The sequence below is a fragment of the Pseudogulbenkiania sp. AW2-16 genome, from assembly GCF_056824575.1.
On sequence record NZ_CP157668.1, the window covers coordinates 1,377,890 to 1,402,997 of the forward strand.

A 25,108-nucleotide genomic window follows, 5' to 3' on the forward strand; every position below is an offset into this window, starting at 1 on the left:
TCCGGTTCCTGTGCGCTGCCGGCGCTCAACCTGCCTGGGCTCGCTCGCCTACTGGGATGGCTCTATGGGTTTTATTTTTGATTAATCTGGTGCATGCAAAACGGCCGCTGAGCGGCCGTTTTGTGTGTTCGGAGAGGAGGGGCACTACAGCTCGATCTGCGCACCCAGCTCCACCACGCGGTTGGTCGGGATGTGGAAGAAGTCGGTCGCCCTCAGCGCGTTCTTGCTCATCCACACGAACAGCTGCTCGCGCCAGCGCGCCATGCCGGGGCGCGCGGTGGAAAGCAGCGTCTCGCGCGACAGGAAGAACGAGGTGTCCATCACCTCGAATTCCAGGCCCTGCCGGGCGCACAGGTCGAGGATTTCCTGCACGTTCGGCGTCTCCTGGAAGCCGTAGAACGCCTCGACCTGCCAGAACGAATTGGACAGGCGGGTGATGCGTACCCGCTCCGCCGGTGCCACGTAGGGCACGTCCTCGCCTTGCATCGTCAGCAACACGATGCGTTCATGCAGCACCTTGTTGTGTTTCAGGTTGTGCAGCAGGGCGTGAGGGACGCCCTGCAGCGTGCTGGTCAGGAACACCGCGGTGCCCTGCACCCGGCTGGGCGGGAACGACTCCATGTTCTCGACGAAGCTGTCGAGCGGGATGGCGTGTTCGGTCAGTCGCTCGACCAGGATCTCGCGGCCGCGCTTCCAGGTTGCCATCAGCGTGAAGACCGCGAGCCCGATCAACAGCGGCAGCCAGCCGCCGGAGAACAGCTTGAGCGCGTTGGCGCTGAAGAAGCCGGTGTCGATCACCAGGAAGAATGAGGTCACCGCCAGCGCCAGCGGCTGCGGCCAGCCCCAGTTGGCGCGCGCCACGATATAGGCCAGCAGCGTGGTGATCAGCATGGTGCCGGTCACCGCGATGCCGTAAGCGGCGGCCAGGTTGCCGGACGACTTGAACGCCAGCACCACCACCATCACGGCGACCAGCAGCCCCCAGTTCACGAACGGCATATAGATCTGGCCGATCTCCTTGGCCGAGGTATGCAGGATGCCCATGCGCGGGCAGTAGCCCAGCTGGATCGCCTGGCGCGTCAGCGAGTAGGCGCCGGAGATCACCGCCTGCGAGGCGATCACGGTGGCCAGCGTGGCGAGGATGATCAGCGGCATCAGCGCCCAGGACGGCGCCAGCAGGTAGAACGGGTTGCGGATCGCCGACGGGTCCGTCATCAGCAGGGCGCCCTGGCCGAAGTAGTTGAGCAGCAGCGCCGGCAGCACCAGGTTGAACCAGGCCAGGCGGATCGGCTTCTTGCCGAAATGCCCCATGTCGGCGTACAGCGCCTCGGCCCCGGTCAGCGCCAGCACCACCGCGCCCAGCGCCAGGAAGGCGTCGTGACCGTGTTTGACCAGGAAGTCGAAGGCATACAGGGGGTTGAGCGCGGCCAGTACCTGGGGCGTCGCGGCGATCTGCATCAGCCCCAGCACGCCCAGCGTACCGAACCACAGCAGCATGACCGGTCCGAACAGCATGCCGACGCTGGCGGTGCCGAAGCGCTGGATCAGGAACAGCGCCATCAGCACCACGATCGACATCGGCAGCACGTAGGCTTCCAGCTCCGGCTTGATCACTTCCAGCCCTTCGGCGGCGGACAGCACTGAAATTGCCGGGGTGATGATGGCATCGCCGTAGAACAGCGCGGCGCCGAACAGCCCGAGCACCACGACCAGGCCGCGCCGCTTGCCCGAGGCGGCCTGGCGGGCCAGCGCCATCAGCGACATGATGCCGCCCTCGCCGCGGTTGTCGGCCTTGAGAATGAAGATCACGTACTTGAGCGTCACCACGAACAGCAGCGACCAGAAAATCATCGACAGGATGCCGAGCACGTTGCCCGGGGTAACCGGCAAGCCGTGGCCGGCAAAACATTCTTTAAGGGTATAGAGCGGGCTGGTGCCGATGTCGCCGTACACCACGCCCAGTGCAGCGAGGGTGATGCCCGCCAGCGCCTGCTTGCTGTGTGCTTGCATAATGGTCTGTTTTTTTGCCGTTTTTATGGCAGCAAGCCGTGTTGCGCGGAAGGTTGCTGCAGTGCGGTAGATGGTCAACGAGCGCGAAGCTTACTCCTGTGCCGTGACAGTGCAAAGAGCAGGCCGGTAATTGTCCCGGCATGTCGGGGATTCTGTCGGGAGCCTGCCACAGGCCGGGAAACGGCGCCAGGGCCGGCGGCGCTCGGGAGCGGCGCGCCGCTTCCCCCGGGCGGCGCAAACCGCTACAATCAATGCCATTTATCGGAATTTCCAAGGACATCCCGCCATGCGCGCCTCGCAGTTTTTCATCTCCACCCTGAAAGAAGCTCCCGCCGACGCCGACATCGTCAGCCAGAAACTGATGCTGCGCGCCGGCTTCATCCGCAAGGCCGCCGCCGGCATCTACTCGTGGATGCCGATGGGGCTCAAGAGCCTGCGCAAGGTGGAAGCGATCGTGCGCGAGGAAATGAACCGCGCCGGCGCCATCGAGGTGATCATGCCGATAGTGCAGCCGGCCGGGCTGTGGCAGGAAACCGGGCGCTGGGACACCATGGGCGAGGAAATGCTGCGCTTCAAGGACCGCCACGAGCGCGACTTCGTGATCCAGCCGACCTCCGAGGAAGTCGTCACCGACCTGATCCGCGGCGATCTGAAGAGCTACCGCGCGTTGCCGAAGAACTTCTACCAGATCCAGACCAAGTTCCGCGACGAGCGCCGCCCGCGTTTCGGCGTGATGCGCGGCCGTGAATTCACCATGAAGGACGCCTACTCCTTCGACCGCAGCGCCGACGCCGCCGGCGTCAGCTACGACAACATGTACGCCGCCTACTGCAAGATATTCGACCGCATCGGCCTGACCTACCGCGCCGTAGCGGCCGACACCGGCGCCATCGGCGGCGACCGCTCGCACGAATTCCAGGTGATCGCCGCCACCGGCGAAGACGCCATCATCTACTGCCCGGACTCCGACTACGCCGCCAACATCGAGCTGGCCGAAGCCGTGGCCCCGTCCGGCGAGCGTCCGGCGCCGGGTGCCGCCATGGAAAAGGTGTACACCCCGAAGGTCAAGACCATCGCCGACCTGGTGGACTTCCTCAAGGCCGACATCAAACAGACCGTCAAGGCCATCGTGGTGGACGGCGACGGCGAAGACGGCCAGCCGGTGCTGCTCTTGGTGCGTGGCGACCACGAACTGAACGAGGTCAAGGCCGGCAAGCTGGATGGGGTGAAGAGCCCGCTCACCTTCGCCAGCCCGGACGCCATCCGTGCCTCCTTCGGTGCCAACCCGGGTTCGCTCGGTCCGGTCAACTTCCCGGGCAAGGTCTACGCCGACCGCACCGTGGCCAAGATGGCCGACATGATCACCGGCGCCAACGAGGACGACCAGCACTTCACCGGCGTCAACTTCGGCCGCGACTGCCCGGAACCGATCGTCGCCGACATCCGCAACGTGGTGGCCGGAGACCCGAGCCCGGACGGTAAGGGCGTGCTGGCCATCGAGCGCGGCATCGAGGTCGGCCACGTGTTCTACCTCGGCACCAAGTACTCCCAGGCGATGAACGCCACCTTCCTCGATGAAGACGGCAAGCCCAAGTTCTTCGAGATGGGTTGTTACGGCATCGGCGTGACCCGCATCCTGGGCGCCGCCATCGAGCAGAACTTCGACGCCAAGGGCATCATCTGGCCGGACGCCATCGCACCGTTCACCGTGGTGCTGTGCCCGGTCGGCTACGACCGCTCGGCCGAGGTCAAGGTCGCCGCCGACCAGCTCTACGCCGATCTCGTCGCCAACGGCGTGGACGTCATCCTCGACGACCGCGGTGAGCGCCCGGGCGCGATGTTCGCCGACTGGGAGCTGATCGGCGTGCCGCACCGCGTCACCATCGGCGACCGCGGCCTGAAGGAAGGCAAGGTGGAATACCAGCACCGCCGCGACAGCGAAGCCACTGGCATGGCTGTCGATGCTATTCTGGAGCATGTGCTAGCCAAACTGGGTAAGTGATGCCTGTTGTCGCTCGTTCCGCCGTCTCGCCTTGCCGGCCGCGCCGTACGACGCTGAGTCGCCCGTTCGGCGCGCTTGCACGCCGGCTGAGACAAGGGGCGTGGCGCGAGGGACGGGCCGTTCTCCTGGCGCTGGCGCTGTGCGCGGCAGTGCCGGCGTGGGCCGGCGCGCAGCGCGAGGAAGCGTTGTCGGCCAACGTCGCCTCGGCAATGCGTCGCTCGGTGAACGACGCCAATGCGCCCCGGCTGGTGTTCGACGACGCCCGCGAAGGCCAGGCCTGGCTCGCCGAGATGTCGCGCCGCCTGGAAAAACGCATCCCCGATGCCTGGATGCGCCAGCGTCTGCTCACCGCCATTCAGTACGAGGCCAGCCGCGCCGGCCTCGACCCGCAGTTGGTGCTGGGGCTGATCCAGGTCGAGAGCGGCTTCAAGAAGTACGCCATCTCCGGCGCCGGTGCGCGCGGGCTGATGCAGGTGATGCCGTTCTGGGTGCGCCACATCGGCAACAGCGAGCACAACCTGTTCGAGCTCACCACCAACCTGCGCTACGGCTGCACCATCCTACGCCACTACCTCGACCTGGAGCGGGGCAACCTGTTCCGCGCGCTGGGACGTTACAACGGCAGCCTCGGCCGGCCGGAGTACCCCAACCTGGTGCTGGGCGCCTTGCGCGCCCATTGGCAGTGGCAGCCGCCGGCGGCGCTGCGCACCGCCCGGCTGGAGTCGGGCGCCACCCAGGACTGAGTCGTCTTCCCGCACGCCACCGCCCGGTGGCGTTTTTCATGGGCGCCTGCCGACGCGAACTGCCATGATGAAGCACGGACGATGTTCTAAGGAGCCCGGCATGAAAACCGCCATACGGGGGGCGCTGCTCACCTTCCGCCGCGATCCGCTGCTGGCCGGCGTCGAGGCCGGCATGTACTACGAGTCGGACGGCGTGGTGGTGATCGAGGCGGGCAGCGTCGCCGCCGTCGGGCCGGCGCCGACGCTGCTGCCCGCGCTCGGCGCCGACGTCGCCGTGACCCACTACCCGGACCACCTGATCCTGCCCGGTTTCATCGATTGCCACGTGCACTATCCGCAGACCGAGATGATCGCCGCCTACGGCGAGCAGCTGATCGACTGGCTCAACCACTACACCTTCGTCACCGAGCAGGCGTTCGCCGACAAGTCGCACGCCACCGAGGTGGCCGAGGTGTTTCTCGCCGAGCAGCTGCGCCACGGCGTGACCAGCTCGGCGGTGTTCTGCACCGTCCACCCGGACTCCGTCGACGCCCTGTTCGAGGCGGCCGAGCGGCGCCAGATGCGGCTGCTGGCCGGCAAGGTCTGCATGGACCAGTACGCCCCGGCCGAACTGCTCGACAACGCCGAGCGCGCCTACGCCGAGTCCAAGGCGCTGATCGAACGCTGGCACCGCCGCGGCCGCGCCGAGTACGCCATCACCCCGCGCTTCGCGCCGACCTCGTCGGTGGCGCAGTTGGAGGCGCTGGGGGCGCTGGCGGCGGAATACCCCGACATGGCGATCCAGTCGCACCTGGCGGAGACGCCGGGCGAGATCGCCTGGGTCAAGTCGCTGCACCCGGACTCCCCGCACTACACCGCGGTCTACCAGCGTTACGGCCTGTTGCGGCCACGCGCCGTGTACGGTCACGGCGTCCATCTGCAGGAAGAGGAACTGCAGCTGCTTTACGACAGCGGCGCCAGCCTGGCGCATTGCCCCAGCTCCAATGCCTTTCTTGGCTCCGGCAGCTTCGACCTGCGCCGCGCCCGCGCGGTGCCGCGCCCGGTGCGGGTCGGACTGGCCACTGACCTGGGCGCCGGTACCAGCTTCTCGATGCTGCAGACCATGCGCTCGGCCTACGAGGCGGCGCAGACGCACGGTGTCGCGCTGTCGGCGCCGCAGGCGTTCTACCTCGCCACGCGCGGCAGTGCCGAGGCGCTCGGCATCGCGGACAAGGTGGGGTCGATCGAGGTCGGACTGGAGGCCGACCTGGTGGTACTCAACCTGCGTTCCACCCCGCTGATCGACTTTCGCATGCGCTACGTCCGGGACATCGAGGAGGCGCTGTTCGTGCAGATGATCCTGGGCGACGACCGCGCCGTCGCCGCCACCTATGTAGCGGGCCGGCTACTGCAGCCCGACGCCGGCTTGGCGGGGTGAGGAAACGAAAACGCTTCGGCCAACCTTCAAAGGTTGGCCGAAGCGTTTTGTCCTGGCCCCGCCCGCACCCTGGCGTCGTGAGGCGGGGCCGGTCTTGCCCGGCGTTACGCCTTCTGGCGCGGCGGCAGCAGGACCTGGCGCGTGCCGGCCAGCTGGTCGTGCAGGAATTGGCGCTCCTTGTCGTGGAACGCCGCCAGGAACGGGATCAACCACCACAGCAGCGGCAGCCAGCGCGCCTCGGGCGTGTGGCCGAGGGCGCGCTCCCAGCCCAGGTAGCTCAACAGCGGCAGGCCGACGAACAGCGCCAGCGCCACCAGATAGCGCCCCAGCGCCTGTGGCCACCCCACGCTCCCGCCGTCGCGCCCCACCAGCTTGATGCGCCAGGTCTTCATCGCCACCGTCTGGCCGCGCCGTACCCACGATAGGCCGAAATAACCGAACAGCGCCGCCGCCAGAAACAGGCGGAACAGCTGCTCGAGCCAGAACGAGGCGCCAAGCCAGGCCTTGAGCGGGGTGAACAGGGCCGAGGCGAGCAGCAGCACCGCCAGCATCAGCAACAGTTCGTACAGCAGGCAACACAGGCGACGGGTCAAGCCGGGGGTGGTCAGGGAAGATGTCATGCCGAAAACGGGTATGGTTGGTCGGGGCAAGGGCGCGCGATCATTCCGCACGCTGTCAGAACGCCATGGTAGCAGAGCCCGATGGAGGCGGATACCCGCCCCCGGGGGCGCCTTAACCATTGGATTTGCGTGGATTTTGCATGTGCACAAAAGCCCTTGACCGGTCTTTCCAAGATACGCTAAGGTCAGAGGCTATAACGGGACAAAACCACCACATAAAAGAGGCAACGATGCAGATTTCGGGCGCGGAGATCGTAGTCCGCTGCCTGCAGGAAGAAGGAGTCGAGTTCGTTTTCGGCTACCCCGGCGGCGCGGTACTAGAAATTTATGATGCCATCTTCAAGCAGAGCCAGTTCAAGCATGTTCTGGTGCGGCACGAGCAGGCAGCGGTGCATGCCGCCGACGCCTACTCGCGTTCCAGCGACAAGGTCGGCGTGGCACTGGTCACTTCCGGTCCGGGCGCGACCAATGCCGTGACCGGCATTGCCACCGCCTACATGGACTCGATTCCGATGGTCGTGTTGTCTGGCCAGGTGCCGACGCCGGCCATCGGTCTGGATGCCTTCCAGGAAGTCGACATGGTCGGCATTACCCGGCCGTGCGTGAAGCACAACTTCCTGGTCAAGGATATCAACGAGCTGGCGGAAACCATCAAGAAGGCGTTCTACATCGCCAAGACCGGTCGCCCCGGTCCGGTGGTGGTCGACATCCCCAAGGATGTGACGCAGAAGCTGGCCGAGTTCCACTATCCGGAAAGCGTCAGCATCCGCTCCTACGTGCCGGTGCTGCGCGGCCATCCGGGCCAGATCCGCAAGGCCGTCAACCTGCTCCTGGAAGCCAAGCGCCCCTACGTCTACGTCGGCGGCGGCGCGGTGCAGGGCGCGGCGGAGCAGGAAGTCACCGAACTGGTGCGCTCGCTCGGGCTGCCGTGTACCAACACCCTGATGGGCCTGGGCGCCTATCCGGGCAGCGATCCGCAGTTCCTCGGCATGCTCGGCATGCACGGCACCTACGAAGCCAACATGGCGATGCAGAACTGTGACGTGCTGATTGCCGTGGGTGCCCGCTTTGATGACCGCGTGATCAGCGTGCCGTCGCACTTCCTGTCCAAGCCGAAGAAGATCGTCCACATCGACGTCGATCCGTCTTCCATCGCCAAGCGCGTCAAGGTCGACGTGCCTATCGTCGGCGACGTCAAGTACGTGCTGCGCGACATGCTCGACCAGCTCAAGGAAAGCGGCAAGAAGCCCGATCCGGCTGCGCTGGCGGCGTGGTGGAAGCAGATCGAGGAATGGCGCGCGCCCAATTCGCTGCTGTATGCTCCCTCCAACGAGCTGATCAAGCCGCAATACGTGGTGGAAAAGCTGTACGAAATCACCGGCGGCGATGCCATCATCACCTCCGACGTCGGCCAGCACCAGATGTGGGCGGCGCAGTACTACAAGTTCGACCGGCCCAAGCAGTGGCTCAACTCCGGTGGCCTCGGCACCATGGGCTTCGGCCTGCCGGCCGCCATCGGCGCCCAGCTGGCCAACCCGGACAAGGCCGTCGCCTGCATCACCGGCGAGGGCTCGATCCAAATGAACATCCAGGAGCTGTCCACCGCCAAGCAGTACCACACCCCGGTCAAGGTCGTCAGCCTGAACAACCGTTACCTGGGCATGGTGCGTCAGTGGCAGGAGTTCTTCTACGGTACGCGCTACTCCGAGTCGTACATGGACGCGCTGCCGGATTTCGTCAAGATCGCCGAGGCCTACGGCCACGTCGGCTTCAAGATCGAGAATCCGGCCGACGTCGAGCCGGTGCTGCGCGAAGCCTTCAGCCCGGCGCTGAAGGAACGCCTGGTGTTCTTGGATTTCCGTACCGATCAGTCGGAAAACGTGTTCCCGATGATAGGCAACGGCAAAGGTCTGGACGAAATGGATCTGCCGCCGCATATGAGGAAAACCGACGAGCCGGATGCCGAACGCGACTACGGCAACCTGTGCTGATTGAAGGGCGGACAAATGCGACATATTCTTTCCATTCTTCTGGAGAATGAAGCGGGGGCTCTTTCCCGCGTAGTGGGCCTGTTTTCGGCCCGGGCGTACAATATCGACTCCCTGACGGTGTCCACGACCGAGGACCGGACACTGTCGCGCATGACGATCGTCACGCACGGCTCCGACGACGTTATCGAGCAGATCACCAAGCAGCTCAACAAGCTGATCGAGGTGGTCAAGGTGATAGACCTCAACGAATCCGAGCACATCGAACGGGAGATGATGCTGATCAAGGTGCGCGCTACCGGCAAAGACCGGGAAGAAATGAAGCGCATGGCGGATATCTTCCGCGGTCGCATCATCGACGTGACGGAAAAGACTTACACCATCGAGCTGACTGGTACGAGCGACAAGCTGAATGCCTTTATCGAGGCGATCGACCGCACAGTGATCCTGGAGACGGTTCGTACTGGCGCATCCGGCATTGGCCGCGGTGAGCGGGTTCTGAAAATCTGATAAATCGATCAATACGGACGGAGTCATCTCCGTCTGGCTGAAGGGAAAGACAAAAAATGAAAGTGTTTTACGACAAGGACGCCGATCTGTCGATCATCAAGGGTCTGCAAGTGACCATCGTCGGCTACGGCTCGCAAGGCCACGCTCACGCCCAGAACCTGAAGGACTCCGGTGTCAACGTCACCGTGGCCCTGCGCAAGGACGGCGCTTCCTGGAACAAGGCAGTTGCTGCCGGTCATCAGGTGAAGGAAGTTGCCGAGGCAGTGAAGGAAGCCGACGTCGTCATGATCCTGCTGCCGGACGAGTCGCAGCCGGACGTGTACCGCAAGGACATCGAGCCGAACCTGAAGCAAGGTGCGGTACTGGCCTTCGCCCACGGCTTCAACGTGCACTACAATCAGATCGTGCCGCGCGCCGACCTGGACGTGGTCATGGTTGCCCCGAAAGGCCCGGGCCACACCGTGCGCTCCGAATACGTCAAGGGCGGCGGCGTGCCGACCCTGATCGCCGTGTACCAGGACAAGTCCGGCAAGGCCCGCGACATCGCCCTGTCCTACGCTGCGGCCAACGGCGGCACCAAGGGTGGCGTGATCGAAACCAACTTCCGCGAAGAAACCGAAACCGACCTGTTCGGTGAACAGGCTGTGCTGTGCGGTGGCGCGGTTGAACTGGTGAAAGCCGGTTTCGAAACCCTGGTGGAAGCCGGTTACGCTCCGGAAATGGCTTACTTCGAGTGCCTGCACGAGCTGAAGCTGATCGTCGACCTGATGTACGAAGGCGGCATCGCCAACATGAACTACTCCATCTCCAACAACGCGGAGTATGGCGAGTACGTGACCGGTCCGGAAGTGGTGACCTCCGCCACCAAGGAAGCGATGAAAAAAGCGCTGTACCGCATCCAGTCGGGTGAATACGCCAAGATGTTCATCCTGGAAGGCAAGACCAACTACCCGAGCATGACCGCTCGCCGTCGCCTGAACGCCGTGCATCCGATCGAGACCGTTGGTGCCGAACTGCGTGCAATGATGCCGTGGATCGCCAAGAACAAACTGGTGGACCAGTCCAAGAACTGATTGACGTGCAGTTTGGCTAGTGAGGCCGGGGTTTCCCCGGCCTTTTTTCTTGCCCGGAAGCCGAGCAGTGCCTTCGGTGCGGGCGCGTTGCAGCGAGGTGCGACCGGGCGGAACTGCAGGTGGGATGCGGCGCTTGCTCTGGCCGGCAAGCCCGTGTTGAGCGTGGCAGGAGAGGGGGCGAGCGCGGCAGCGGCGGAGCCGCTGCCGCCTGGTCAGGAAGTATCGTCGGTCGGTTCGTTCGCCGGCACTCAGTCGGCCATGGCCTCGCCCATGCGCACCGCGCGGCCGGGTGCCCAGTCGGCGTTGAACTGCAGCGGTCCCTGCGGGAACAGCAGCACCACGGTGGAGCCGAGCAGGAAGCGTCCCATCTCCTCGCCCTGTTTCAGGGTGATGTCCTGGTCGCGGTAGTCCCAGTGGCGCACGTCGGCGCTACGTGGCGGGTTGATCACGCCGTGCCACACCGTGGCCATGCTGCCGACGATGGTGGCGCCCACCAGCACCAGCGCGAACGGGCCGTGCGGCGAGTCGAAATGGCACACCACGCGCTCGTTGCGCGCGAACAGCGCGTCGACGCCGCGCGCGGTGGCCGGGTTGACCGAATACAGCTCGCCCGGTACGTAGCTCATCGACAGCAGGCGGCCATCGCACGGCATGTGGATGCGGTGGTAGTCGCGCGGGCTGAGGTAGATGGTGGCGAACAGGCCGTCGTCGAACTGGCGCGCCAGCGCCGTGTCGCCGGCGAGCAGGGCGGTGCTGCTGAAGGATTTACCCTTGGCCTGGAAGATCTGGTCGCGCTCGATGTGGCCGAACTGGCTGATGGCGCCATCCACCGGGCAGACCAGCCGCGTCGCCGCCAGCGGGCGCACGCCGGGCTGCAAGGCGCGGGTAAAGAAATCATTGAAGCTGGTATAGGCACCGGGTTGGCGTGCTGCGGCTTCTGCCATGTTGACGTCGTAGCGGGCAATGAAGCGGCGTATCATCCACTGTGTCAGGGCGCCAGCGCGCTGGCGCGCGACGAAACCGAACAGGCGAGTGATCAGGAGCTTGGGCAGCAGGTGCTGCAGCAGGACGAAGAGGCGCTCTGACAAGGACGGGTTCCCAAAAGTTCGGTCAAAGCGGCAAAGTATAGCCTATTCGCCTGCCAGCCGCGCTGGCTGGACTGGCAAGGCTGACAAGGTGTTGCACGCCCGCCGCGCCGCTCGCGTTACAATAGCCGGCTAAGAACCGGTTAGCGCTCTTCGTGTGGTCCGCTGGAGCGGGTAAGGCGGGCATCTCTTTGCGCCTTGTCCGGCGCGGACGTGTCCTTGGCGGGGTCGACCCTGGCTGTCATGCCGTCGGCCACGTGTCGGGCCGCTGCCATCCGTCAAAAGATCGTAAGCCGATTCGTTGATACCAACCGCAACGGTGCCTTGGTGCCGTTGTATTCTGCGGAAAGTGAAGATGCAGACTTCTGTCACACCCAGCCGGGAAAAGCCGACGCTCCGGCGCCAGGGCATTTACCTGTTGCCCAACCTGTTCACGCTGGCCGCGCTGTTCGCCGGTTTCTACGCCGTGGTGCAGGGCATGAACAAGAATTTCGAGTACGCCGCGATGGCGATCTTCATCGCCATGGTGCTGGACGGGCTGGACGGCCGTGTGGCGCGGCTGACGCACAGCCAGAGCGCCTTCGGCGCGGAGTTCGACAGCCTCTCCGACATGGTCAGCTTCGGCGTGGCGCCGGCCCTGGTGGCGTACGAGTGGATGTTGCGCGGGCTGGGCAAGCTGGGCTGGATGGTGGCCTTTATCTATTGTGCCGGCGCCGCACTGCGCCTGGCGCGCTTCAATACCATGATCGGCACCGCCGACAAGCGCTGGTTCACCGGTATTCCGAGCCCGGCGGCGGCGGCGCTGGTGGCCGGGCTGGTGTGGATCTGCCACGAGTACGGCTACAACGACCTAGCGATCCTGCCCTGGGTGGCGCTGGGCTTTACCGCCTTCGCCGGCATCTCCATGGTGACCAACGTCAAGTTCTGGAGCTTCAAGGAGATTCACCTGCGCCGCAAGGTGCCGTTCGTCGCCATGCTGGTGGTGGTGCTGGTGATCCTGCTCTTGGTGTCGAAGCCGCCGCTGGTGCTGTTCGGCTTCTTCGTCGGCTATGGCCTGTCCGGTTACGTGATGGCGCTGCTCGGCCTGTCGCGCAACAAGAGCGGGAGCAGCGTGGCCTCTCCGGAGCAGTAAGCGAGTCATTGCGGGATGCGGCAAAAAAGGCGGCCTTGGCCGCCTTTTTTGCGTTCGTGGAGAGGCGTGGGCGGTTTACTGTCGAATCGTGTTGGACTAAATGTCCAATATTTGTTGATTGGACACACCGGAATGAGTTCATGTTCGAAAAGTTGGACGTTTATGTTTGACATTGTGTCGTGCTGTCAGTATTGTGAAACCCATAACGCAGCAGGAGCTGGGCATGCAATTGGACATTGAGCGTCTGATCGCCAACTTTGGCGGACCGAGCGAGTTGGCTGAGGCGCTGAACGCGGCGTTTCCGGACGAACCGGTCTCCCGCGCGGCGATTTACAAGTGGCGCGAGCGCGGCAGTCTGCCGCTCGCCCAGTTGAACAAGCTGGCGCAACTGGCCGCCAGCCAGGGCAGAAGATTCGACTTCAACGACTATCTGAGCGGCACCGCGGTGGTGCCGGGACAAGGGAAGGGTTTCAACATGGGCGATCGTTTGTACATCTTCGACACCACCTTGCGCGACGGCGAGCAGAGCCCCGGCGCCTCGATGACCAAGGAAGAGAAAATCCGCATCGCCCGCCAGCTGGAACGCCTGGGCGTGGACGTGATCGAGGCTGGCTTCGCGGCGGCGAGCCCCGGTGACGCCGACGCCATCCACGCCATCGCCGAAGTGATCAAGGAGTCCACCGTCTGTTCGCTGGCGCGGGCCAACGAGCGCGACGTGCGCGCCGCCGGCGAGGCGATCAAGCCGGCCGCCAAGGGCCGCATCCACACCTTCATCGCCACCAGCCCGATCCACATGGAGAAGAAGCTGCGCATGACGCCGGACCAGGTGGTCGAGGCGGCGGTGAAGGCGGTGAAGATTGCCCGCGAGTATACCGACGACGTCGAATTCTCGGCCGAGGACGCGTTGCGTTCCGATATCGACTTCCTCGCCCGTATCTTCGGCGCGGTGATCGAGGCCGGCGCCACCACGCTGAACGTGCCGGATACCGTCGGTTACGCCGTGCCGCGTGTCACCGAGGCGTTCTTCCGCGAGCTGATCGCCAAGACCCCGGGCGGCGACAAGGTGATCTGGTCGGCGCACTGCCACAACGACCTGGGCATGGCGGTGGCCAACAGCCTGGCCGCGGTATTGGGCGGGGCGCGCCAGGTGGAGTGCACCATCAACGGTCTGGGCGAGCGCGCCGGCAACGCCGCGCTGGAAGAAATCGTGATGGCGGTGCGCACCCGCAAGGACATTTTTGCCGTCGATACCCGTGTCGACGCCACCCAGATCGTGCCGTCGTCCAAGCTGGTGTCGACCATCACCGGCTACCCGGTGCAGCCGAACAAGGCCATCGTCGGCGCCAACGCCTTCGCCCATGAGTCCGGCATCCACCAGGACGGCGTGCTGAAGCATCGCGAGACCTACGAGATCATGTCGGCGGAGAGCGTGGGCTGGTCCACCAACCGTCTGACCCTGGGCAAGCTGTCCGGCCGCAACGCCTTCAAGACCAAGCTGGCGGAACTGGGCATCGTGTTGTCCAGCGAGGAGGCGCTCAACGCCGCTTTCGCCCGCTTCAAGGAGCTGGCTGACAAGAAGCGCGAGATTTTCGACGAGGATCTGCAGGCGCTGGTGTCGGACGAGATGGTGGCGATCGACCAGGAAGAGTTCAAGTTCGTCTCGCTCAAGGTCAATACCGAGACCGGCGAACTGCCGCGGGCCGAGATCGTGTTCAATGAGCGCGGTGCCGAGCAGCGTGCCGTCAGCAGCGGTTCCGGCCCGGTGGACGCGGTGTTCAAGGCGATCGAGAGCGTGGCCAAGAGCGATTCCGAACTGGAGCTGTACTCGGTCAACGCCGTGACCAAGGGCACCGAGTCGCTGGGCGAGGTGACGGTGCGTCTGGCGCGCGATGGCCGCATCGTCAACGGCCAGGGTGCCGATACCGACGTGATCGTCGCGAGTGCCAAGGCTTATCTTTCCGCACTCAACAAGCTGGCCAGCAAGTTGGAGCGCGTTAATCCGCAAGGCGAGGTGTGACGTTACCGCGTCCCCACCATTTCTAGCCGCGAATCGGCAACCCTGATTGGCAGGCCGGGCGACCCTCACGAGGGGTCGCCCTTTGTCGTGTCCAGGGTGTGACGTTCGGCACGACGGCTACTTCTCGAACAAGGACTTAGCATGCAAGGCTATTTCGTCACCGGAACCGATACCGACATCGGCAAGACCCATGCCGCCGTCAAGCTGATCGAACGCTGGCGGGCCGAGGGCCAGCGCGTGCTGGCGATGAAGCCGGTGGCGTCGGGTTGCGAGGTGTTGCCGGACGGTCGCTGGAGCAACAGCGACGTCGAACGCCTGGTGGCCGCGACCGGCCAGACCGATCTCGAGCTGATGAACCCCTACCGTTTCCTGCCGCCGATTTCGCCGCATATCGCGGCACGCCAGGCCGGGGTGGACATCTCACTCGAGGTGATCGGCGCGCACTACCGGCGTCTGGCCGAGTCGGCGGATGTGGTGCTGGTGGAGGGGGCGGGCGGCTGGCTGGCACCGCTGACCGAGCGCTTGTTCATGAAGGACTTGGCGCAGGTGCTGCGGCTGCCGGTGATCCTGGTGGTGGGAATGCGGCTGGGTTGCATCAACCATGCCTTGCTGACGGTGCGGGCGATCGAAGCCGCCGGCCTGCCGCTGGCCGGGTGGGTGGCCAACCGCGTGGTGCCGGAGCAGGCGGCGTACGCCGAGAACCTTGCCACGCTACAGGCGCACATCGCCGCGCCGCTGCTGCTGGAGATTCCCTACGAAGGCTGAGGGCGGGCGCCGTGCCGGCGCTTTGCCCGTATCAACAAGGCTTCGGCCAACCGTGAAAGGTTGGCCGAAGCCTTTTTCATGCCCTGCATATTGCAGTGCGTCATGACATGTTCTTGTTTTCCGGGTGCTTTTTCCTACTATCGATAATAGCCGGCGCGCGAAAAGGTCGGCATGTCTGCTTCGGTCCGACGTGGGCCGCCTAGGTATACAAGGGGGACGCGATGTCCGGCAAGCGTATCCTGCTGTCCATGTTGGGTGGGGTCGGTACCGTGTACGCTGCCGACTTCACCTTCCAGCCGCCGGTGACCCCGGTGGCGCGCCAGATCTACGACCTGCACAGCCTGCTGCTGCTGATCACGGTCACCATCTTCATCGTGGTATTCGGCGTGATGTTCTACGCCATCTTGCGCCACCGCAAATCGCTCGGGCACCGGGCCCGGCCGTTCCATGAAAACACCACCGTCGAAATCATCTGGACCGTGATCCCGTTCCTGATCCTGGTCGGCATGGCGTGGCCGGCCACCAAGGCGGTGCTGGCGCAAAAGAGCACGCGCGCCGAGGACATGACCATCAAGATCACCGGCTACCAGTGGAAGTGGCGCTACGACTACCTGGACGACGGTGTCGGTTTCGTCAGCCATCTGGCGACGCCGACCGAGGCGCTGCACAGTGCTTCGGCCAAGGGCACGCATTACCTGCTGGAGGTGGACGAGCCGCTGGTGGTGCCGACCGGCAAGAAGGTGCGGCTGCTGCTCACCGCCAACGACGTGATCCACTCCTGGTGGGTGCCGTCGCTGGGGGTGAAGCAGGATGCCATTCCCGGTTTCGTGCGTGACGCCTGGTTCCTGGTCGACAAGCCGGGAGTGTACCGCGGGCAGTGCGCCGAGCTGTGCGGCAAGGACCATGGCTTCATGCCGATCGTGGTCGATGCCCGGACGCCGGAGGATTACGCCGTGTGGCTCGCCGCCAGGAAGAAGCTGGCGGCCGCCAGTGCCGACGACCCCAACAAGGTGTGGGCGTTGGCCGACCTCAAGGCGCGCGGCGAGAAAGTGTTTCAGCAGAACTGCGTGGCCTGCCACCAGGCCAACGGCAAGGGGATTCCGGGCGCGTTTCCGGCGCTGGACGGCTCCCCCATCGCCACCAAGGACAAGCCGGCGCATATCGACATCGTGCTCAACGGCAGCAAGCGCAACCCGGCGATGGCCGCCTGGGGCAAGCAGCTGTCGGACACCGACATCGCGGCGGTGATCACCTACGAGCGCAATGCCTGGGGCAACCATACCGGCGACGTGGTGCAACCCAAGGACATCAAGGCGGCGCGCGGTGGCAAGGCATAAAGCCCGCCCTGACCGCGACGGCAGGGGAATCAGGAGGACGAGCATGGCGATCAGCACCACGGCGGGACACGCTCCCCACGCACACGGCAAGCCGACCGGCCTCTGGCGCTGGCTGGCTGCCACCAACCACAAGGACATCGGCTCGATGTACCTGTGGTTCTCGTTCACCATGTTCCTGTCGGGCGGGGTGATGGCCTTGTGCATCCGCGCCGAGCTGTTCCAGCCGGGGTTGCAATTCTTCCAGCCGGAGCTGTTCAATCAGCTCACCACGCTGCACGGCCTGGTGATGGTGTTCGGTGCCATCATGCCGGCCTTCACCGGGCTCGCCAACTGGCTGCTGCCGCTGATGATCGGCGCGCCGGACATGGCGTTTGCGCGCATGAACAACTGGAGTTTCTGGCTGCTGCCGCCGGCGGCGGCGCTGCTGCTGATTTCCTTCTTCGTGCCCGGTGGCGCCGCCGCCGCCGGCTGGACGCTGTACGCGCCGCTGGCCACGCAGATGGGCATGGGCATGGACCTGACCATCTTCGCCATCCACATCCTCGGCGTGAGCTCGATCATGGGCTCGATCAACATCATCGTCACCATCCTCAACCTGCGCGCGCCGGGCATGACGATGATGAAGATGCCGATGTTCGCCTGGGCCTCGCTGATTACCGCCTACCTGATCATCGCGGTGATGCCGGTACTCGCCGGGGTGGTGACCATGGTGCTGACCGACCGCCACTTCGGCACCCATTTCTTCAACGCCGCCGGCGGCGGCGACCCGGTGATGTACCAGCACATCTTCTGGTTCTTCGGCCATCCCGAGGTGTACATCATGGCGCTGCCGGCGTTCGGCATCGTCAGCCACATCATCCCGACCTTCAGCCGCAAGCCGCTGTTCGGCTACACCTCGATGGTGTACGCCACCAGCTCCATCGCCGTGCTGTCGTTCATGGTGTGGGCGCACCACATGTTCACCACCGGCATGCCGGCCACCGCCCAGCTGTTCTTCATGTACGCCACCATGCTGATCGCGGTGCCGACCGGGGTGAAGGTGTTCAACTGGATCGGCACCATGTGGCAGGGGTCGATGAGTTTCGAGACGCCGATGCTGTTCGCGGTCGGTTTCGTCTGTCTGTTCACCATCGGCGGCCTGTCCGGCGTGACCCTGTCGGTGGCCGCGGTGGATATCCAGTTGCAGGATACCTATTACGTGGTGGCGCACTTCCATTACGTGCTGGTGGCGGGCGCCCTGTTCAGCCTGTTCGCGGCGATCTATTACTGGTTTCCGAAAATGACCGGCAAGATGTACTCGGAACCGCTCGGCAAGCTCCACTTCTGGTGGTCGATGGTCTGGTTCAACGTCACCTTCTTCCCGATGCACTTCCTCGGCCTGGCCGGCATGCCGCGGCGCATCCCCGATTACGCGCTGCAGTTCACCGATTTCAACCGCATCGCCTCGATCGGTGCCTTCTGCTTCGGCCTGGGGCAATTGATTTTCCTCTACAACATGCTGCGCTCGATCCGGCACGGCCAGTGCGGCGCCGCACAAGCCGTGGGAGGGGGCCGAGACGCTGGAGTGGCAGATCCCGACGCCGGCGCCTTACCACAGCTTCGTCGAGGCGCCGCACGTGGAGGCGGGCGATAATGGCGTGATTCATTCCATGACGGGGGCGCTCATCACTGAGCGGGAAGTATGGCGGAATCGAGCCGAGCGGATAACCGGGTACTGCTGCTGAAACTGGGCGTCATCGCCTGCGTAATGTTCGCCTTCGCCTGGGCGCTGATCCCGCTGTACCGGGTGATCTGCGAGGTGACCGGCATCAACCAGCTGGTCAAGGCCGATGCTCCGGCGCCGGCGGCAGTGGCGAGTGATCCGGCGGTCACGGCGGCGCCGGTGCGCCTGCGCTTCGACGCCACGGTGCAGGCGGGCCTGCCGTGGCAGGTCAGGCCGCTGGTGGGGCAGATGGCGGCGCCGCGCGGCGAATTCGTGCGGGTCGACTACGAGATCACCAACGCCAGTAACCGCGAGGTCACCGGCCAGGCGGTGCCGCGCTACCTGCCGGCGGCGGCGGGTAATTACGTCAAGAAGCTGGAGTGTTTCTGTTTCCGCCAGCAGGTCTTCAAACCCGGCGAGACCCGGCGCTTTCCGGTGGTGTTCGTGATCGACCGCGCCATGCCAGCCGAGATCGGCGAGATCACGCTGGCTTACAGCGTGTTCGACGTGCCAGGGCAGGGGACGCCGTGAAATGGCTGGCCGGGGTGTCGGCGGTGTTGTCGGCGTTTCTCGGCATCCGCAAGGGCAAGGCGGCACGGCAGGACGTCACACTGCGCTTCTGGCAGATCGCGGTGGCCGCGCTGCTGCTGCTGGCATGTTTCATCGGCGGGCTGTTACTGCTGGTGTCGCTGGTGACCCGCTGACGTCGACGGGTCTGGACGTGCCAAGGCGGGCGGCGGCCTGCGGCGAAGCATGGCGCTCGGCGCGTTGCCGGGGCTGCTGAGCGGGGGGGGCTGTCGCTGCTCTTCCGCGCGGCCGGGCCGTCCTCGTTCCAGCTGGGGCGGGGAGTGAGTCATCTACAGGAGAACGGGCATGGAATCGGTCTCGCATCAAACGCATTACTTCGTGCCACAACCCTCGCGCTGGCCGGTGGTGGGGGCGCTGGCGCTGTTCTGCCTGGGCTTGGGCGCGGCACTGGCGGTCAATGGCGTCGGTTTTGGCAAGGTGTCGCTGGGGGTCGGCTTCGCCATCCTGTTCTACATGCTGTTCGGCTGGTTTGGCGACGTCATCCGCGAGAGCCTGAAAGGGGAGTATCACGGCAAGGAGGACACCTCGTTCCGTTGGGGGATGGGCTGGTTCATCTTCTCCGAGGTGATGTTCTTTGCCGCTTTTTTCGGTGCGCTGTTCTACGTGCGCACGATCTCGGTGCCCGAGCTCGGAAATTTCGAACACAAGCTGCTCTACCCGGATTTCGCCGCCGCATGGCCCTTGTCCACCGGGCCCGGCATCACCCAACCTTACCAGGCGATGGCGGCGTGGGGGCTCCCGGCCATCAATACGCTGATCCTGCTGTCGTCGGGCGCCACGCTGACCTGGGCGCACTGGGGGCTGATCCAGGGCAAACGCGCGTCACTGATCGTCGGCCTGGGCATGACGGTCATGCTGGGGGTGTTGTTTCTCAGCCTGCAGGCCTACGAATACCGCCACGCCATGCACGAGCTGAACCTGACGCTGGCCTCGGGTGCCTACGGCATGACCTTCTACATGCTGACCGGCTTTCATGGCATGCACGTGCTGCTGGGGGCGATCATTCTGGCGGTGGTCTGGCTGAGGGTGATGCGGGGGCATTTCAACCCCGAGCACCATTTCGCCTTCGAGGCGGCGGCGTGGTACTGGCACTTCGTCGACGTGGTGTGGCTGCTGCTGTTTACCCTGGTGTACTGGCTCTAGGGAGCGCCGGCCAGTGCCTTTATTCTTCGGCCAACCTCAGGGTTGGCCGAACGAGCGGAACTCACAGGTGATGGGGGCGCCACCAGCCGAACAGCGCGCCCAGAATCAGCAGGCAGAACAGGCCGATCGACAGCCCGACCCGGAGCGTCAGCGAGCGCACTACGCGTTGCGAGCCGGGCTCACTGCGCAACAGGCCGTTCAAGCCCCAGAACAGGGTGAGGATGATGCAGGCGAGCAGAACGAGCACGAGCAGTTTCATATCCGGTCCCCCTTTACCAGTGTCCTCTTGTAAGCCTAGACGAAAGTCCCGGGCTTGGCAGGCGCTGGGGTTGGTCCTGCTGGCCGGCGTGCCCGGCCTCCTCTCTGTCTGGCAATGGCAGCGAGGCGAGGTTCGCTCCGCCCAACTGGCGGCGTTCGACGCGGCGGCACGGCGTCCGGCAGAGCCCCTGCAGACGCGAGCGCTGTCCGCCGTGCCGGACATGAGCTGGGTGCAGCTGCAAGGCCGGCCGATGGCAGCGTCATTGCTGCTGGCCAACTCGCTGCTGGAGGGCCGCCCGGGGGTGAGGGTGTTGGTGCCACTGGCGCTGGCCGATGGCTCGGCGGTGCTGGTGGATAGGGGGTGGCTGGCAGACGCACGGGCAGGCACGCCGCTGCCGCCATTGCCCGCCAGACTGGATGGGCGCTGGATGCCCTTGCCGCAGCGCTTCACGCTACCCGGCGCGATGCGTGGCACCCAGGGCCGGGTGGACGACGTCGATCCGGTTCAATTAGCCCGGCGCGTGGGCCGGCCCTTGCGCGGCGGGGTGGTGGTGTTGGGTGAGACCACCGCGCCGTTGCGGGCCTGGCCCGCCCGTCCCCCCTTCGATCCCCGTCGCCACTATGGCTACGCTTTGCAATGGCTGCTGCTTGGGCTATGCCTGATAGCAGGGTCGGTGCTGTTGTGGAGGCGCACATGATGTCATTGCCCATCGATGGCCAGCCCGCCCGTGCCGGGGGCGCGGTGCCGCGACGCCGGGGCCGCCTCAAGCTGTTCCTGATCGCCCTGTGTTGCATCAGCCCGGTGCTGGGGTCCTACCCGGCGTACTACCTGATGCCGCCGGCCGGGGGCAAGAGCTACGGCCAGCTGCTGCAGGTGGCGCCGCTGGCCAGCGCGCGGCAGGAGGGGTGGCCCCGGGGCAAGTGGGTGCTGCTGACGGTGCAGGCCGGGCGCTGTTCCGATGACTGCAAGCAGCGGCGTTTCGTGCTGCGGCAGATCCATGCCGCGCAGGGGGAGGCTTTCACGCGGATGCAGCGCGTCGAGCTGCGCACGCCAGGTGCCGGCCCGCTGCCGGCGGGGCTGCTCGGGCTGCCGCTCGACCCCGCCGCTGCCTTGCGTCGCGACGGCTACTACCTGATCGATCCCCTGGGCAACCAGGTGATGTTCTACCCCGATCAGGCCGAGCCGGGGCCGGTCATCCGCGAACTGACCCGCCTGCTCAAGACCAATAACGGTCTGGGCTGAGCGCGGGCGCCGCGTGCCGGGTCCGGGCGCGCAAGACTCACGGCCTGTGGCTTGGCGCGGGCCGGTAGCCGCCAGAACCGCTGCCTGCGCTGCCCGGCCTGGTGGGCCAAACGGTGCTGACCACGACGGGAAACCCGTCCGAAAGGGGAGACATGAGAAAGCTCATCGGTTTCGCCATCCTGCTGGCCTGTCTCGTGGTGCCGTTCGGCGCCTACGTGCGTTTGTCCGACGCCGGCCTGGGGTGTCCCGACTGGCCAGGCTGTTACGGCCAGCTCTCGCCCCACCATGCCGCCGACACCATCCAACAGGTCGCCGTGGCCAACCCCGACGGCCCGGTGAGCCTGCCCAAGGCGTGGAAGGAAATGCTGCATCGCTACCTGGCGGCCTCGCTGGGGCTGGTCATCCTGCTCACGGCCGTGCTGGCCTGGCGGCGGCGTCACGAGCGGCTTCCGGCCAGTCTGTTGCTCGCCGGGGTGGTGGTGCAGGGCCTGCTCGGCATGTGGACCGTTACCCTGTTGCTCAAGCCCGCCATCGTCTCGCTGCACCTGATCGGCGGCATGAGCATCGCCGCCGGGCTGCTGTGGTTCGGCCTGCGTCGGCCGGCTGTCGAGGCGCCCCATGCCGTCACCGGGCTGGCGTGGATGCTGGTGCTGGCGGTGCTGCTGCAGATCGCGCTCGGCGGCTGGGTCTCGTCCAATTATGCCGCGCTGGCCTGCCAGGGCTTTCCTACCTGCAATGGCGCCTGGCTGCCGCCAGCGATGCGCTTCGAGCACGCCTTCCATCTGTGGCGGGAGCTGGGCATGGCACCGGACGGCACTCCGCTCGACAGCGCCAACCTGATCGCCATCCACTGGTTGCATCGTGCCGGCGCGGCCCTGGTGTCCGTGCTGGTGTGGACACTGGTGCTGGGGGGCTGGCGCCAGGCTGCGCTGCGTCCGTCGCTGTTGCTGTTGCTGGGGGCCTGGCTGCTGCAGGTGGCGCTGGGCATCGCCAATGTGCTGTTGCAACTGCCGCTGCCGCTGGCGGTGGCGCACAACGCCGGGGCATTGTTGTTGCTGTCGGTGACGGTGCTGCTCGCCGCGCAATGCCGCTGGCGCTCCTTGCCGGCGCTGCCCACGCTGTCCGTCCGGCTGCACCACGGCCTGACCGACAAAAGGAGCCTGCAATGACGACGCTGAGCCGCGACCTCACCCGGAGCCACGTTCGCGCCTTGTGGCAATTGGCCAAGCCGCGCGTGGTAGCGCTGATCGTGTTCTGCGCCGTGATCGGCATGTTCCTCGCCACGCCCGAACTGCCTTCGGCCAACCTGGTGATTCCCGCCACGCTCGGCATCGCGCTGGTGGCCGGGGCGGCGGCGATGGTCAACTGCCTGGTCGAGCGCACCGTTGACGCGCGTATGCGCCGTACCGCCTGGCGCGCCACCGCGCGCGGCGAGGCCGGCGTGCTGGAGACGCTGCTGGTGGCGCTCGGCGCCGGCGGTTTCGGCATGGCGCTGCTGGTGGCCTTCGTCAACGCGCTCACCGCCTGGCTGACGCTGGCCACCTTCGTCGGTTACGCCATCGTTTATACCCTGCTGCTCAAGCCCAACACCCCGCAGAACATCGTGATCGGCGGTGCCAGCGGCGCCATGCCGCCGGTACTGGGCTGGGCGGCCGTCACCGGCGACATCAGCGCGCTGCCGTTGGTGCTGTTCCTGATCATCTACACCTGGACCCCGCCGCACTTCTGGGCGCTGGCGCTGTACCGCCGCGACGACTACGCCCGCGCCGGCCTGCCGATGCTGCCGGTCACCCACGGCATCCGTTTCACCACCCTGTCCATCCTGCTCTATGCCTGCCTCTTGGCCGGGGTGACGCTGCTCCCGGTCGCATTGCGCGAGGCAGGCCTGCTCTACCTTGTCGCCGTTGTCATGCTCAACGCCCGTTTTATCTGGCTTGCCGCCCATCTCCATCGCCAGTATGCTGACGCCCTCTCGCGCCGCACCTTCACCTGGTCGATCTGGTACCTGACCTGGCTGTTTGCGGCCCTGCTGATCGATCACTACTGGTGGATTGCTCCGTACTGATGCGCGCATTCATAGTCAGACTGCTGACGTGCTTGTTGCTGGCTTCGCTGCTGGCCTGTTCTCCCGACACCCCGAAGGCGGAATTCAAGGGTACCGATATTGCCGGCGTCAAGTTCGGCGGCGACTTCACCCTGACCGATCACACCGGCAAACCCCGTTCGCTCAGCGAGTTCAAGGGTAAGGTGGTGGCGCTGTTCTTCGGCTATACCCATTGTCCCGACGTCTGCCCCACCACCATGCTCGAATTCGCCTCGGCGATGAAACTGCTGGGCCCCCAGGCCGACCAGGTCCAGGTGCTGTTCATCACCGTCGACCCCGAGCGCGATACCCCGGCGCTGCTGGCCGGCTACGTGCCGCATTTCGATCCCCGCTTCATCGGCCTGAGCGGCTCGCCCGAGGCCGTACGCGAGGTCGAGGCACGCTTCAAGATCGTGGCGCAGAAGCGCGCCGAGCCGGGCGGCGGCTACAGCGTGGACCACAGCGCCGGCGCCTATTTGTTCGATCGGAGCGGACAATTGCGCGTCTATCTGCCTTACGGTTTGCCCGCGGCCGATCTGGCTCATGATATAAAAGAGCTAATACGCTAAAATGGGCGTCGATGCGCCGCCGAAGATACCGAAAGTCGTGATTGTGACCGAAGAAAACCGCTCCGATAGCCCGGTCGCCCCCAGTGACACGCTGGACCTGGCCAACTACACCCTGGCATCGCCGGTCGAGATTGCCCATCATCTGCGCAGCATTGCCCAGCAGGGGCATATGGTGACGGTGTTTTCCAACAAGGGCCGCACCTTCATCCTCACCCGTATCCTCGGCGTCGACGCCCAGAACGGCACCCTGACGCTGGACTGGGGGGCCGAACCCGGCGTCAACGAGCAATTCCTGGCCAGCGAGCGCAACGTCTTCGTCTGCTCGCCGGACGGTGTGAAAACCCAGTTCGTCACCGGTCAGCCACGCCGCATCGAGCTGGACGGACGCCCGGCGTTCGAGGTCGACCTGCCGGAGCAGGTGATCAAGCTGCAGCGGCGCGAGTTCTTCCGCATCCAGACCCCGGTCGCCAACCCGGTGATCTGCCGCATCGTCGACTACCCGCAGCACACGCTAGACCTGCCGCTGTTCGACATCAGCCTGGGCGGCCTGTCGTTCTGGCTGCCGTCGCCGTCCACGGCGGGTTTCGACGTCGGGCAGGTGTACTACGACTGCTCGCTCGACCTCAAGCCGCTGGGCGTGCTGCAGGTCCGCCTCGAAGTGCGCCACCGCCTGCCGGTCCAGCGCCGTAACGGACAGGATGCGCTGCGCATCGGTTGCGCCTTCCAGCAGCTGCCGACCGCCATGGAAAACCTGATCCAGCGTTACGTCGGCCAGCTCGAGCGCGAACGCCGCGCCCTGATGCCCTGATGCCCAACCTTACTG

Annotated in this window: 24 protein-coding genes; 20 read left to right on the forward strand and 4 right to left on the reverse strand. The window is 65.4% G+C overall.

Going from position 1 to position 25,108, the window contains the following annotated elements; translation table 11 throughout:
- Positions 1-144 precede the first annotated feature (144 nt).
- Positions 145-2,010 carry a low affinity potassium transporter Kup gene (kup, locus tag ABKF58_RS06595; protein ID WP_482583895.1) on the reverse strand — a complete coding sequence of 622 codons (1,866 nt, stop codon included), beginning with the start codon at positions 2,008-2,010 and terminating at the stop codon, positions 145-147.
- A gap of 286 nt (positions 2,011-2,296) precedes the next feature.
- On the opposite strand from kup, the gene ABKF58_RS06600 reads away from it, so the two are divergent.
- From ABKF58_RS06600 to guaD, 3 genes are all read left to right on the forward strand, one after another.
- A complete protein-coding gene (locus ABKF58_RS06600) occupies positions 2,297-4,012 on the forward strand; it encodes a proline--tRNA ligase (RefSeq protein WP_482583896.1) in 1,716 nt (571 codons plus the stop codon).
- The gene (locus tag ABKF58_RS06605) at positions 4,012-4,755 is read left to right on the forward strand and encodes a lytic transglycosylase domain-containing protein (protein WP_482583897.1); all 744 of its coding nucleotides are present in this window, start codon (positions 4,012-4,014) and stop codon (positions 4,753-4,755) included. The genes ABKF58_RS06600 and ABKF58_RS06605 overlap by 1 nt, the downstream gene beginning before the upstream one ends.
- Positions 4,756-4,855: 100 nt before the next feature.
- A complete protein-coding gene (guaD, locus tag ABKF58_RS06610; protein ID WP_482583898.1) occupies positions 4,856-6,172 on the forward strand; it encodes a guanine deaminase in 1,317 nt (438 codons plus the stop codon).
- Between the two features lie 104 nt (positions 6,173-6,276).
- Here the strand turns inward: guaD and ABKF58_RS06615 are convergent, their stop codons facing one another.
- Entirely contained in the window at positions 6,277-6,792 is a 516-nt protein-coding gene (locus tag ABKF58_RS06615) for an RDD family protein (RefSeq protein WP_008952095.1), read from the reverse strand.
- 230 nt (positions 6,793-7,022) lie between these two features.
- Here ABKF58_RS06615 and ilvB point away from each other — a divergent pair, with 230 nt between their 5' ends.
- From ilvB to ilvC, 3 genes are read left to right on the forward strand one after another with little or no spacing between them, the layout of a single operon-like run.
- A complete protein-coding gene (ilvB, locus tag ABKF58_RS06620; RefSeq protein ID WP_008952096.1) occupies positions 7,023-8,783 on the forward strand; it encodes a biosynthetic-type acetolactate synthase large subunit in 1,761 nt (586 codons plus the stop codon).
- A gap of 15 nt (positions 8,784-8,798) precedes the next feature.
- Positions 8,799-9,290, forward strand: a complete 492-nt coding sequence (ilvN, locus tag ABKF58_RS06625; protein WP_008952097.1) for an acetolactate synthase small subunit — start codon at positions 8,799-8,801, stop codon at positions 9,288-9,290.
- A 56-nt stretch (positions 9,291-9,346) separates the two neighbouring features.
- Positions 9,347-10,363: a ketol-acid reductoisomerase gene (gene ilvC / locus ABKF58_RS06630; protein ID WP_014088644.1), complete on the forward strand. Its 1,017-nt coding sequence runs from the start codon at positions 9,347-9,349 to the stop codon at positions 10,361-10,363.
- 248 nt (positions 10,364-10,611) lie between these two features.
- Here the strand turns inward: ilvC and asd are convergent, their stop codons facing one another.
- Entirely contained in the window at positions 10,612-11,451 is an 840-nt protein-coding gene (gene asd / locus ABKF58_RS06635) for an archaetidylserine decarboxylase (protein WP_482583899.1), read from the reverse strand.
- A 352-nt stretch (positions 11,452-11,803) separates the two neighbouring features.
- Between asd and pssA the strand changes: the two genes are divergently transcribed.
- The 8 genes from pssA to ABKF58_RS06675 all read left to right on the forward strand — a co-directional run bounded on the left by pssA (position 11,804) and on the right by ABKF58_RS06675 (position 20,132).
- Positions 11,804-12,580, forward strand: a complete 777-nt coding sequence (pssA, locus tag ABKF58_RS06640; RefSeq protein ID WP_482583900.1) for a CDP-diacylglycerol--serine O-phosphatidyltransferase — start codon at positions 11,804-11,806, stop codon at positions 12,578-12,580.
- Positions 12,581-12,803: 223 nt separating this feature from the next.
- Entirely contained in the window at positions 12,804-14,597 is a 1,794-nt protein-coding gene (locus tag ABKF58_RS06645; protein ID WP_482583901.1) for a 2-isopropylmalate synthase, read from the forward strand.
- A gap of 141 nt (positions 14,598-14,738) precedes the next feature.
- On the forward strand, positions 14,739-15,362 hold the full coding sequence (gene bioD / locus ABKF58_RS06650) for a dethiobiotin synthase (protein WP_482583902.1): 624 nt from the start codon (positions 14,739-14,741) through the stop codon (positions 15,360-15,362).
- A 221-nt stretch (positions 15,363-15,583) separates the two neighbouring features.
- Entirely contained in the window at positions 15,584-16,699 is a 1,116-nt protein-coding gene (coxB, locus tag ABKF58_RS06655; RefSeq protein ID WP_008952103.1) for a cytochrome c oxidase subunit II, read from the forward strand.
- A 43-nt stretch (positions 16,700-16,742) separates the two neighbouring features.
- Positions 16,743-18,332, forward strand: a complete 1,590-nt coding sequence (gene ctaD / locus ABKF58_RS06660; protein WP_482583903.1) for a cytochrome c oxidase subunit I — start codon at positions 16,743-16,745, stop codon at positions 18,330-18,332.
- A gap of 48 nt (positions 18,333-18,380) precedes the next feature.
- Complete coding sequence (locus ABKF58_RS06665; protein ID WP_482583904.1) at positions 18,381-18,932, forward strand: cytochrome c oxidase assembly protein; 552 nt, start codon at positions 18,381-18,383, stop codon at positions 18,930-18,932.
- The gene (locus ABKF58_RS06670) at positions 18,929-19,105 is read left to right on the forward strand and encodes a DUF2970 domain-containing protein (RefSeq protein WP_014088637.1); all 177 of its coding nucleotides are present in this window, start codon (positions 18,929-18,931) and stop codon (positions 19,103-19,105) included. Before ABKF58_RS06665 ends, ABKF58_RS06670 begins: the two co-directional genes overlap by 4 nt.
- 169 nt (positions 19,106-19,274) lie before the next feature.
- Positions 19,275-20,132, forward strand: coding sequence for a cytochrome c oxidase subunit 3 (locus tag ABKF58_RS06675; protein WP_482583905.1), 858 nt, complete (start codon positions 19,275-19,277; stop codon positions 20,130-20,132).
- A 61-nt stretch (positions 20,133-20,193) separates the two neighbouring features.
- Here the strand turns inward: ABKF58_RS06675 and ABKF58_RS06680 are convergent, their stop codons facing one another.
- Complete coding sequence (locus tag ABKF58_RS06680; protein WP_008952108.1) at positions 20,194-20,391, reverse strand: DUF2909 domain-containing protein; 198 nt, start codon at positions 20,389-20,391, stop codon at positions 20,194-20,196.
- A gap of 70 nt (positions 20,392-20,461) precedes the next feature.
- Here ABKF58_RS06680 and ABKF58_RS06685 point away from each other — a divergent pair, with 70 nt between their 5' ends.
- The 6 genes from ABKF58_RS06685 (at position 20,462) to ABKF58_RS06710 (ending at position 25,093) form a co-directional block, all read left to right on the forward strand.
- A complete protein-coding gene (locus ABKF58_RS06685; protein WP_482583906.1) occupies positions 20,462-21,088 on the forward strand; it encodes an SURF1 family cytochrome oxidase biogenesis protein in 627 nt (208 codons plus the stop codon).
- Positions 21,085-21,633, forward strand: a complete 549-nt coding sequence (locus ABKF58_RS06690; protein WP_482583907.1) for a hypothetical protein — start codon at positions 21,085-21,087, stop codon at positions 21,631-21,633. The genes ABKF58_RS06685 and ABKF58_RS06690 overlap by 4 nt, the downstream gene beginning before the upstream one ends.
- Positions 21,634-21,785: 152 nt before the next feature.
- Positions 21,786-22,802, forward strand: a complete 1,017-nt coding sequence (locus ABKF58_RS06695; protein WP_482583908.1) for a COX15/CtaA family protein — start codon at positions 21,786-21,788, stop codon at positions 22,800-22,802.
- A complete protein-coding gene (cyoE, locus tag ABKF58_RS06700; protein ID WP_014088632.1) occupies positions 22,799-23,698 on the forward strand; it encodes a heme o synthase in 900 nt (299 codons plus the stop codon). Before ABKF58_RS06695 ends, cyoE begins: the two co-directional genes overlap by 4 nt.
- Positions 23,698-24,285: an SCO family protein gene (locus ABKF58_RS06705; protein WP_294865556.1), complete on the forward strand. Its 588-nt coding sequence runs from the start codon at positions 23,698-23,700 to the stop codon at positions 24,283-24,285. Before cyoE ends, ABKF58_RS06705 begins: the two co-directional genes overlap by 1 nt.
- 37 nt (positions 24,286-24,322) lie before the next feature.
- A complete protein-coding gene (locus ABKF58_RS06710; RefSeq protein WP_232503502.1) occupies positions 24,323-25,093 on the forward strand; it encodes a flagellar brake protein in 771 nt (256 codons plus the stop codon).
- Positions 25,094-25,108: the final 15 nt, after the last annotated feature.